Consider the following 11,114-nt stretch of genomic DNA (forward strand, 5'->3'; position numbering starts at 1 on the left):
CATGAATATCTTCTGGCATGCTGCTTATCCAGTCATCAATAGCTTTGAGCTCGTTCTCAACTTTGGTGAAAACCCAAGTAGTATTATCTTCACAAGCGATGTGAATAAAGTCACTACTAATGTCGATTCCAAGATAAGTACCCATAACTAAAATAAAAAAAGATGAAACAATTAAATGCCTATAAACAACATTGTGAGACGGGCTAAAATACCCAATGAACTGTCCGTTATCAGCATTTGTCATGAAGGAGAAACCAAACATAACCTCAGTATCTGAGTACCAGTGAGTAATCGGTTTAACTCCTTCATTGCCAAATATTATTTTGAAAAAGTAAATCTACAATAGAGTAAAATAGAATTTCCTCCAATTTGGCTTGGTTGCAGGGTCGGATACCTATACTGCAACTTAAAGTTGTACCCTCCTGCGGTAGGCATGGCAAATTCAATACCTACCTGACGTCCAACATCCATGATTTTTTGATCCCAGTCGTCTTCTAGTTCGATTTGTTGCTGGTTAGCATTACATTCCACCGCTACTTCTAATGTTCCTTCCAAAATGGCCTTGAGTTGATTTTTGGCCGCAATATCTTCTTCAGTAAAGCCTCTTAACGCCAGTTCATCCGCAACTCGTTGTGCCTCTGTTGCTAGCCTATCTCTCTTCTGCATAACGCTTTCTCCCGCTGGAGCAGGACTTGCGCTTGCCGCCAACTGATTCCGCAAAGTTGTCAATTGCAGTTCCCAATCATTCAGGTTTTTCTTCACTTGTTCGTGCCAAGGCGCATTAAAAACAGGGATGGCTTTGAAATAAGGATAAAGACGCTCAACCGACCTATTAACCAACGGCGTAGTGGATGAACTCAATTCAAAATTATCCCAGCCTTCTTCTCTAAGGAGCAACTTTGAGACCAGAACGTTGGTGTTTGATTCCTGCACAAAGCGTTTTGACTGACTAGGAATTCGGTTTATTTTTTCGGCAAACGTGGCGAATTGACTTGTTTTAAACGAATAAGAAAGAATTTTTTTCCTAACTGTCTGCTGCGTATTGGTTGTATTTCCTGACAAAGCATTGCTGCTCAGTTGTTGATAGGATGAATTGGCTTGAAACGAGACAGGCGGAGTCACTTCCAACCAAAACTCAAGCGAATACAACGAATTGGTTGTGATCGTAGGTAATTTATAAGCCAGTGCCGAAATACTGTTGGGCATCATCTTCACTTCAAAAGGTACCTCTCCTACCACCGTTTCACCTTGCTTCACTCTCACATATTTACGCTTGCTATACCCCACTCGGTTTTGTTCAAAACTATTTACCTCATTCTGGATATTATAGTTTAACAATACAAAACGTTCGTCTTCAAGGCCTTCATTCGGCAAGTAGAATTGTTGCCCAATGGCTGGGTAGCTTAGCACAATATCACTGAAAGCAATCTGGTAGTCGTTGGGTTTTACTTTCAACGCTACTGTCGAGGTCGTTTTAAACTCGGTTTCTACCCAGTTGTTTGTATTTTGCTTACTTTCTTCCAAAACCAGCACCATCATAAACCTAATCGTCTCGCCTGTCGCTGGTTTTTGAGTAGTGTTATTGCCATTGATTGTAAATACCAATTCTTTTGATTCGCGTCTATCGGTCATCAACAGCGGAATGACGGTCGAGTTGGCTTTTTTCAACTCATACGATTTTAATTTCCAACGACGTTTATACGCCGTTTTTGTACCCGCATCGTACCATTGCCATTTTTGCTCAAGTTGTTTTGACAGCGACACGTAAATACTTCCTTGTGGTTCAATCGAATCGCCTGGCGTAATGCTAGACACAATCGACTCTGTCCCTTGGCTCCGATCTACCACAGGTCCCGAACTAGGAATACATGGTGTACCTATTTCGATAGGCACATACGTTTTCGCAGGATTCCCGTCCTCGTCTTCGGTGTCTAATGCCCACCAAACGGCGGCCCCAACAACTGGGTTGAGCCCCCAAGCCAAGTCAATGAGATTACTATTTAAAAATTCTAACTCACCCTTTAACCAAGTCGGATTAGGCCCCCCGAAATCGGCCATCATTTGGGAATCTATTTTGTACAAATCTTCTATATTATCGTCATCGTGTTTCCACTGAAGTGCCCCTTTAATGTAAGCATAAAGTTGTCCTCTACCATAGAACCCGTTGATACCCAACGTCCCTGAAGCCCCATCACAAGAAGCAGAAGCTGCATAACGCAGAAGCGCAACATCAAAGCCCGCCCCTAGGTTAATTCCTGCCCGCAAGGCATCAAACAACCACGGCGTAGCGTAGTCGAAACCCATCCAACCACCAAAAGCAATTCCTGCACCGCTGGTAAGGCTCGGGTCTGGCGCTCCACGGGTACTCATAAGTTGACTTCTGATGTTGTCAGGAATTGAAAAGCCTTCTCGATTAGGGGGCAACGGTGGTAAGCCATAAATACCGTACGTACCCATTGCAAAATAAGCACCTGCTCCCCCCAACCGAATGTTAAAGCCTGGGATTACTACACTCACTTCGGCATACTGTGGCATACTCGCCAGTAAATTTCCAGGGTCTCCTGCATTGGTGGGTGCCCAAGGATTACCAATATAAACATACCAATCGTTGCTTCCTACGTACAGGGCCATCTTACCCGCTAAATCAGGCTCATTTAGGTCTGCATTGTCGGTGCGGGCTGTTCCAACCAGCACATTTCCTACGTTGATATACACTCTCTATGAGCCCGTCAGTACATGATTATTGAAGTCGTACATGAGACCCAAACTAGCCCTCAGCTTCATGCCGTTGTTGACCCCAATTGCCAGTGATGCCGTAGGTGGTTTGATAAAGTCCATGAAGCCCCCCACCGCAAGGTAATCTACCCCACCTCGCACCAAGTCGATTTGTGAAAACAGCCCCATGCCCCCGTTGAAGGCAAAGCCACCCGCGGCGGCGTCTTTGAACAGTACCGAAAACAAAAGTTGAAACTTCCCTTCCTCTGGCACCTGCGGGAAGTTCGACATGGGAGCATCAGTAGAACACTGCCCTCCCCCTATCAATCGGTCTACCACCGCATCAATCATAGGCTTGGGGCTATTTTCTCTCATTTTCATATTATAAGACAAGCCACCTACAAACCCATTGATAGCGAGGTATTGCCCAATCATCAGATTAAGATTTTCAATTTTACCATCAATCGAGAAGTAGGAATAGCCATTTGTTCCCATCGTTCTTCCGAAAATAGCCGCAACATTCCCTTGTACTTCTACCCCCACCCCCAATTTAAAATCGACGCATCCTCGAAACCCATTGCCAAATACAGGGTCGTTGTCAATGAGAGTAAAGCTACCTTTGATGTGACATACTGCCGCATCAGCATCAATACCAATCCCTAATAAATTGAGATTAAACTCCTCAATACTAGGCTTATAGTCCTCCCCTATTTTACAAACCGCACTCAGTTCGAGCGTAGCACTCGCCCCAAACGACGACCAGGTATCGTTGCTTTGACTAGCACTGCCATTTTGACCTATGAGTTTGATACCCAGCGTAAAAGAAACGCCTAACCTAACCCCTCCTCCTTCTTCAAACTTTCCGTCAAAAAATGGGGTAATATTTTTCAAATCAGCATCAAAACCTTTAACGTGCGGAATCGCAGGAGGTTGATTACCCGTTCCTGTTGCTGAAGTAGTGACAAACCCGAGCGTAGGCTGAGATTCAAAACCTGTTTTGGTAGAATACCTCAACCCTGTAAACTGCATCAAGGGGATGTCTATCCCTTTGGTTGTATCAATAATAGACCATTTTCCATTAAGGCTTATCTTTATCTCAGCATCATATACTGCGCTGCTCGTTGGTCTGGCCTTCGTAAAAATACACTCTACCCGCGACCCTTCCTGCATTTTAAAAACGGACTTAATGCTATTGGCCTTCAACTCCACGTTATCCCCAATAACGGCCAATACAAGGCTCTTGTCAGATTGACGGTACTCAGCCGTGTACCTGAAGGGGTCATCAAACAGCGGAAATCTTAGCCGACCTTCTAGTTTAGGTATAAAACTCAAATCATGGTTGGCCGACTTAATTGTGAGAGCTAAACGGTCGATGGAGAACTGCCACCCCGACAATACGCCCCCCGAATCACCCTCAAGCGTTAAGATGTTTTCTACTACCCCCGTCAGCTGCATCGAACCATTAAAACCAATGGTAAGGTTTTCAAACCCTGCGGTCAACCCGCGACCTGTTTGTCCCCCTTTGGCAAATTTGAAAGAAGGCGGTAGCGTCACCGCAATTCGTTTGGCGTATAAGCCTGTCCACAAGTTTATATTGCCAGCTAAAGCCGCTTGGTCTTCCTCAGGGAGACGGATGCCCGCGGGATTTGCCAAAGCAGACAAATCAAGAGCGGCCTCTTTTATCTCAAAAGCCCAATCAGGATGCGAAACGAAATAGAAGGGTTTGACGCTCGTTTCAAGCATCAACTCTTCCCATTTTTCGACTTCTACGGCAAACAACGCCTTTACTTGCGAACTATCGGCCACCTGTCGTACTACACTGGTATCAAGACCTATTTCTCCTACCAAACGAATCCGTTTGAAGGCCATGTTGCAGTCGAGGGTTATACTTGTCGTTTGGGCTAAATCTTCAGAACCCTTCAAGGTAAAGCTGTAATTAGACCCAAATGAAGGCAAACGTAAATCTGCTCCCAAATAAAGTGTCGCCTGATCACCTGATATTCCATTGGGAGAAAAACAAAGATCTTTAGCCCCAAAATAAAGTTCTTGGGGCGTTTGCAGGGGCAAAGGAGGCGTTTGAATGACGACTTGCATGGTTGCCTTGGTAGGCGTAAACTCCATGCCAAATACCCCAAACTTCAGTTTATTGTCCCCTAAAGCTAAATCAATACCGAGGGGTAGCGTCGCTTCGTAAGACTCTTCATTGAGTCTGAGGGTACGCTCTATGTTATCAATGTTATTAAATTGTTCTTTCAAACCCGACACAATCCCTGTGGTGATAGCACCTTCTACCCCCGTTTTCATGGTAATCGTATCGGCGGGTGTTCCTGTTTGCCTTTGATTCAAGGCTAAGAGTTGTTGTACAGCTCCGTTTTCGAGGTATCCAGCGTCTTTTACACCATACGCTTTCCCTTTCACGGCAAAAAAACAACTGCTCTTTTTCTTTAACTCAAGGTCATCAAACTTAACCTGAATCCAAGAATTCAAATAGGGGTTTTTTATCAGTCCATTCCCCTTAAATTTCCCATTTTCATTGGTCGCCGATTTTACCACCAATTTAAAATAGCCCAATTGTACTGGCACATTTTCTAGGGTAGTGATGTTCCCCAAATCAACCAAGTCTTTTGGCAAAATCGTACTATCGACGATGCACGCACAGGCTTCGGTCGGGGCTAAGGCTAAATCACACTCCGAAGGCAATGGCCTACTATCATTATCAACTCCCTCAAGCTTAAAAACTTGGGCTGGACTAAATCCACGATTGGGGAGATTATCATCACTTATTGAATTACTTTTTGCCTTAACAGCAAGAGCATAGGTGCGGCCTTTTTCCAGGGGTTTTGAAAAGTCTTGAGGCTGTAACAACTCAGTAAGTTGAGGCGATACATTTGGGCCAAGTAGTTCTTTTTTCACCACAAAATTAACGTCATTTCGATCGATAGCCGTTTGGATAAGTTGGTTCGGGTCTTCTATTCCCGTCACCATTTCAAGAAGGTAGATAGTGTACGAAAAGTCATTCACCATCACGCTGTTGAGTTGGGCTAAGGCTGGAGTGAAAGCAACTGGAAACGGTATGTTTGGATTGTCCAATGGCGGCACCTCCGTACACATGGGGCACGGCTGATTGTTGATGCTATTAATCAAAGGGGAGCTTAATTGCTGGAACGTCAAATTGGCGCATCCTACATTACTCAATTCGTTGGTTAATTGCTGATTAAGCGTTTCGGGGCGCAGACGTATGCACAATTGATAATTTCCGCTGGGGATTTGCCCATCGGGATTACTGGCAAGGTATTCCACTAATGTCTTACCATCACCCGTAATAAAACTATCCTCGCCAAATAGCTCGCTCAAATCTTGAACAGTATATGATTTTGTGCCTGCAACGGTTCCCGCAGGGCCTAGTACACCACCAGATGCAGGTGCATTAGGATTCGTAATGAGTCGAAAAGACGTGGTCTGTGAATAAAAAACTGCTTCAATCTGAAAGGGCTGATTTTCAGTCGTGAGGTTGGTTAGGGTCAAAATCATTTGACCTGAGTTGGCAATTTCTTCCAACTCAGACAGCCTAGACAAAGGACGTTGGGTGGTCACCAAAAAATTAATGTTAATTACTTGAGCTCCCACGCTCTCCCCTGAGAGTAGGCATACAATCAACCAAAATATCTTGCGTAATTCTTTCATTGCTTGACAATTAACAGTCTTCTTCAAAATCGAATCCCATAACTTAATGTCGCCCTTAATTCGCTAAAATTGCGATAGACTAGCGCATCCTGTTGTACTTTATAACGGTTGTATAAATAGTTACCTCCGACACTGATGCTCTGCTTATTGAGGGGGCAAAAAATAGTCAGCCCAGTATTAGTCATGATGCCGTCGTCCTGGCCATCGACTTTCCTAAGCTGACTATTATGATTTACCCCCACTCTTACTTTCAGCTTTGGTATCTCTTTACTCAATCCTACATTTGGCCCTATATTTAACAAGGATTTACCTGCGGTTTCGATGGATACATAGCTCAGAGCAATGGTTGAACTGAGTTTTCGTGGAATATGCGTAAAGTTGTATGTTACCACTCCAATCATCGACGACGCTCCCGTGTATTGGCGCGTAAAAGCATTTTGGTCGTTTGTATTTTGGTACGTAGCAGTTATCCCAAATGATTGCTGACTTATCTTACTTCCAAGCGAATAGTTAATGGTGGCATTGTACGATGAATTAACGACACTTACGGCCAGCGAGTCATTAAAAAAATCGCCCAACCCTCGGCTTTGACCTACCCCAAAATTGGAATAATTAAGTCCAACAGTGAGGCGTTTCATCGGACTCATCGAGAGATTGACCGAACTCACGTTTCGATGGGTAGTGGCCCCCTTATTTCCCTTCAAGTTATCGTGGGAGCGCCCTATGGAACCGTTGATGATTAATTTGTTTTTGAAAAGCATAAAAGTGGGCGAAATGGTTATCTGTTCTACATCGTTTTGGAAATAATACGCCCCAAGTGATTGATAATCGGGGTCAACGCGCTGGTAAATCGCACGAATAGCTCCTTTTTTAAACCTCCAACCCATCGCTGCCATACCCGCCGTAAAAAAATTGGAACTAGCGTTTACCGCCACTATATCCAACAATTTATTTTGCCAAGGTTCAGGATTTTCAACATCTCTTTTTAGGGAATTTCGGGTAAGTAAACTAGCCCCTACGTCCAAGTCAAATGTTAATTTCTGTTTAAAAAAGCCGAAGTGGTTTTTGAGTCCCACGGCAAGGTTTTCCATGGGTAACACCCTAGATTGCGGTGAGGGTGCGGTGATTGAACTGATGATATCTTTGGCTTTAAATACGCTAACATCTACGTAAGATTTTGGCGAACCAACCCCCACCTTTGCTGCCCATCCTATGCGCTGATACACTGGCCGAATGTGCTGATAACGAACATCTTGCCCCGTCGCATCTTCATTTATAGGCCGTGCAAACTGCCCATACACAAAACCTAATCGAATATTTTTAGGGGTATATTCGACTCCTGCACCCAAAAAATTGGCTCCCCCAAGAGTGTAATCCGAAAATCGTACATTTCGGTATCCTAAATGGAGTTTGAGTGATTTATAATAAGGACTCACTCCGTATTGATTGAACGGTTGAGAAAATCTACGTTCCTGCTCGCTTACCACCAGTGTAAATGGGAACGTCATTCCAAACCACTTCACGACGGGCGTACCTGTCAGATACCATGTGAAGGGTTGGCGGCGATTGTTGATACCATTGGCCTGATAAAACTGTACATTGGCGGCCAAACTCCCCCTGATTTCTAGGATTTTTTGGTTCTTGAGCGAGCCTAAGTTCTGTGATACAACGGGTGTATGAACCAGCAGAAACAAAGCCACCAAGTAACGCAAACAACAACATAGATTCCTCATATTTTACTTGTATTTGATTGCCGCATTCATCTTTTGGATTTGTTATTTTCGTCTAGCTGGAACTGTCCAGTAGCGCAAAAATAAACAAACGCTTACTAATATACGTCTTTGGAGCATTTGCCTAAAAGCGTATAATATCTTAGTTCGTAACCGATACAAAACTCACCCTACTTAGCCATTTTCTCCCCCCCCAATCTTGGTAGTTTTCATCATGTACCTTGAAAGCTACCCCTAATACACAAAGGGTAAAAACCGCTTAGAGACTTTCTGGTAACGTGCATATTCCTCTCCAAAAGCAGCAACTAACGTAGCCTCTTCTACCACAATGCGGTAATAATAGGCACCCCCTAACAATACCGCCGTAGCCAATGCCGTCATGTAAGCATGCACGACCAAGGTGCTACCCACAATGGCCACATACGCTCCCAAATAGCTTGGGTGACGAACGTACTGATAAGCCCCACTGGTGATGATGCGTTGTTCATGTTGAATTTTTACTTCGGACGTAAAAAAACGCCCCAAGGTCCGAATACACCAAGTACGAAACCATAGGCCTCCGATTATTCCGATTACCCCCGTTACAAACACTCCATCCACAATCACGTGACCTTTACCGACATACATCCACTCAATCATGGCTGCCGCTTGACTTCCTACGTACACCAACACAATACCCAAGGTCGAAAAACGATCGTGCGCCGCTTGAGTTTGTACACCTTGAAGCGTGATAGGGGGTTGGGTAAAGACTAAAGCGATTGTTTTCAGCAACAAAAACAGCAAGGGAATACTCAGTATCTGCTCCCAATGTCCCCAAAGTGGTAGCAGATACACTATCACCGAAAAAACAACGATATTCAATAGTTTGTGCTTCATATAACCTCTACAATCTGGTGGGTTTTGTATAATTGTTTCTCAAGCGGTTTGGGTTGTTCACGAAAATAGTTAGAAAGAGCGTAGGAGTCTAATTTAAGGCCAAGTGTTACTTTCTCAACACCATTGGCAACGTAACGCTTGTCTCCATCGATATTTTCAGCTCCCAGTTGCTTGTAAAATTTCTCGTAACTTGGACTGCAATTAATAAACAAATACGTAGTGTCTTCACGCATTGAAACACTCGACAAGGAACTCGACATTATCATTTTAGCAATTCCTGCCTGTTGGTAAAGTGGATGCACCACCAGCCGACTTACTTCACAAAGTAGTTCTCCTTGACGTTCTAAACGGTCTTTACACTCGAAATGCTCCGCTGGCACACCTTGATAGCTTAGAAAAGGAAATTCGGCACCCGAGGGAAGTTCGTACCTAAATCCGCACTCTTGTAATAGCGCTTTACTTACCCAATTGGTGTATTTTTTGTACGAATACACAACGCGTAAGTACCCGACGATTTCCTGCGTTTGTTCATTCAGCGACACAAAATGTTTGGAATGTGCATCAAAACTATCCATGTCTAAACCCTGCTCATTGGCTCGAATAAACGCCTTGTTCTCCGACTGGGCGTACACTTGGTAACGCAATTGAAACACCCGTTTCAATTCTTCTTTTTCGGTGACTTCACGGTAAATAAAAGACGGTGACATGGTCGTAAAAATTAGTGGTCAACATCGTAGATGATTGAATATACATATAGGTCGCGATGCTTACGAGGATTCCTCCCGCAAGTAGCAACCCCAAACCAAAAAGCGTGTTTGGCGCAATTCGGATACGTTTCCGTTGCCAACCGACAGGTATTGCAAGTGTAGAGCTATTTTTCATCTATCTGTGAGTTTAGGTGATTTACTACAGTCGTACTAATGATGGACACAAAATTCAGCAGGATACGGCATTTTCCTGCCCCCCAATCTTGGTAGTTTTCTTCCATCATTGACATGGGCAAAGTACCCCATTTAAAATTGATTCTGTACTCATGGTTATCCATGATATTGATTCATGGATAACCATGATTTTGCAACTACTGGTTTTCCATTAAAAGAATAAATTGCCCCCACATCCATCATAACTGTATCACCAATTTACCCCTGACGTGCCCTGCTTCTAAGTTGGCCGTAGCTTCGTAGATGCTTTCGAGACCTTGGTACGTTTTATCAATATTTATCTTGAGCTTTCCTTCTTCGACTTGTTGTACTACCCATTTTAGGTCATCGATAGAAGGTTTTAGAAAAAAAACAGCCATTTTTTTAGCACGAAACGGATTCCACAACGCGCTGAACATTTTTGCGGGGCCAGGCACTGTGTTGAGGTAAAGCCCCCCACGGCGAAGGGCCTGTTTGGCGTCTTTAAACGAATATTTATCTACCACGTCAAAAATCAAATCGTACGCCTCCATCTGGGCAAAAGGAGACGTTTGTGAGTAGTCGATTACGCGGTCGGCCCCGAGCGATTTTACAAAATTTGCGTTGTTATACCGACAAACCGCCGTCACATTGGCACCCATTTGTTTTGCAAGCTGTACGCTAATGTGTCCCAATGACCCCGCAGCGCCTAAAATAAGCACATTTTGACCCGCTTTTACTTTGCCTACGTCGCGCAAGCACTGTAATGCAGAGACCGCAGAGATAGGCAACGTACAGGCCGTTTCAAACGTAATAGAAGTTGGTTTTGGGATAATTTGCTCCGCTTTCACGAGCACATATTCGGCATAAGGCCCCGACTGCTTAAAAGCATCAACGGTTCCCAGTACTTCATCGCCTACTTTCCACACCGTACTGTCCTCTCCCACCTCCGCTATTTCCCCAGCAAAATCAGTCCCCATGAGCATTGGGAGTTTACGCCTCACAAACATCTTAGCCTCTCCGCTTCGGATTTTCAGTTCAAGGGGAGAAATCGTAAAAGCGTTCACTTTGACCAATACTTCCCCAGCAGCAGGGACAGGCGTAGGAACTTGCGCTATTCGCAGAGCGTCGAGGTTTCCGTAGTTTTGTAGTAAAATCGCTTTCATAAGAGGTTTATAGCATAAAAATTTTGCCCCAAATATCATGGAAA

The 11,114-nt window shown here is 44.2% G+C and carries 9 protein-coding genes; all 9 read right to left on the reverse strand.

The annotated features are described in order from the left end of the window. The coding region (locus K339_RS37795; protein ID WP_211243840.1) for a hypothetical protein at nucleotides 1-262 on the reverse strand (262 nt) is incomplete at its 3' end. Between the two features lie 56 nt (nucleotides 263-318). Continuing rightward, nucleotides 319-2,715: a hypothetical protein gene (locus K339_RS0128730; RefSeq protein ID WP_028526686.1), complete on the reverse strand. Its 2,397-nt coding sequence runs from the start codon at nucleotides 2,713-2,715 to the stop codon at nucleotides 319-321. A 3-nt stretch (nucleotides 2,716-2,718) separates the two neighbouring features. Next, the gene (locus K339_RS0128735) at nucleotides 2,719-6,399 is read right to left on the reverse strand and encodes a hypothetical protein (protein ID WP_028526687.1); all 3,681 of its coding nucleotides are present in this window, start codon (nucleotides 6,397-6,399) and stop codon (nucleotides 2,719-2,721) included. Nucleotides 6,400-6,422: 23 nt separating this feature from the next. Next, nucleotides 6,423-8,132, reverse strand: a complete 1,710-nt coding sequence (locus K339_RS0128740; RefSeq protein WP_157607774.1) for a hypothetical protein — start codon at nucleotides 8,130-8,132, stop codon at nucleotides 6,423-6,425. Nucleotides 8,133-8,363: 231 nt separating this feature from the next. Beyond that, nucleotides 8,364-9,005 carry a methyltransferase family protein gene (locus K339_RS36310; protein WP_051398320.1) on the reverse strand — a complete coding sequence of 214 codons (642 nt, stop codon included), beginning with the start codon at nucleotides 9,003-9,005 and terminating at the stop codon, nucleotides 8,364-8,366. After that, complete coding sequence (locus tag K339_RS0128750) at nucleotides 9,002-9,712, reverse strand: GNAT family N-acetyltransferase (protein WP_028526689.1); 711 nt, start codon at nucleotides 9,710-9,712, stop codon at nucleotides 9,002-9,004. The genes K339_RS36310 and K339_RS0128750 overlap by 4 nt, the downstream gene beginning before the upstream one ends. Beyond that, nucleotides 9,687-9,887 carry a hypothetical protein gene (locus tag K339_RS37335; RefSeq protein WP_157607775.1) on the reverse strand — a complete coding sequence of 67 codons (201 nt, stop codon included), beginning with the start codon at nucleotides 9,885-9,887 and terminating at the stop codon, nucleotides 9,687-9,689. The genes K339_RS0128750 and K339_RS37335 overlap by 26 nt, the downstream gene beginning before the upstream one ends. Continuing rightward, nucleotides 9,877-10,050 (reverse strand): hypothetical protein, encoded by a 174-nt coding sequence (locus K339_RS37340; RefSeq protein WP_157607776.1) that lies wholly within the window; start codon nucleotides 10,048-10,050, stop codon nucleotides 9,877-9,879. Before K339_RS37340 ends, K339_RS37335 begins: the two co-directional genes overlap by 11 nt. Before the next feature lie 75 nt (nucleotides 10,051-10,125). Continuing rightward, nucleotides 10,126-11,070: an NAD(P)-dependent alcohol dehydrogenase gene (locus K339_RS0128755; RefSeq protein WP_028526690.1), complete on the reverse strand. Its 945-nt coding sequence runs from the start codon at nucleotides 11,068-11,070 to the stop codon at nucleotides 10,126-10,128. Nucleotides 11,071-11,114: the final 44 nt, after the last annotated feature.

This window comes from Runella limosa DSM 17973 (assembly GCF_000482465.1).
In the GTDB taxonomy this organism is placed as follows: Bacteria; Bacteroidota; Bacteroidia; order Cytophagales; family Spirosomataceae; genus Runella; species Runella limosa.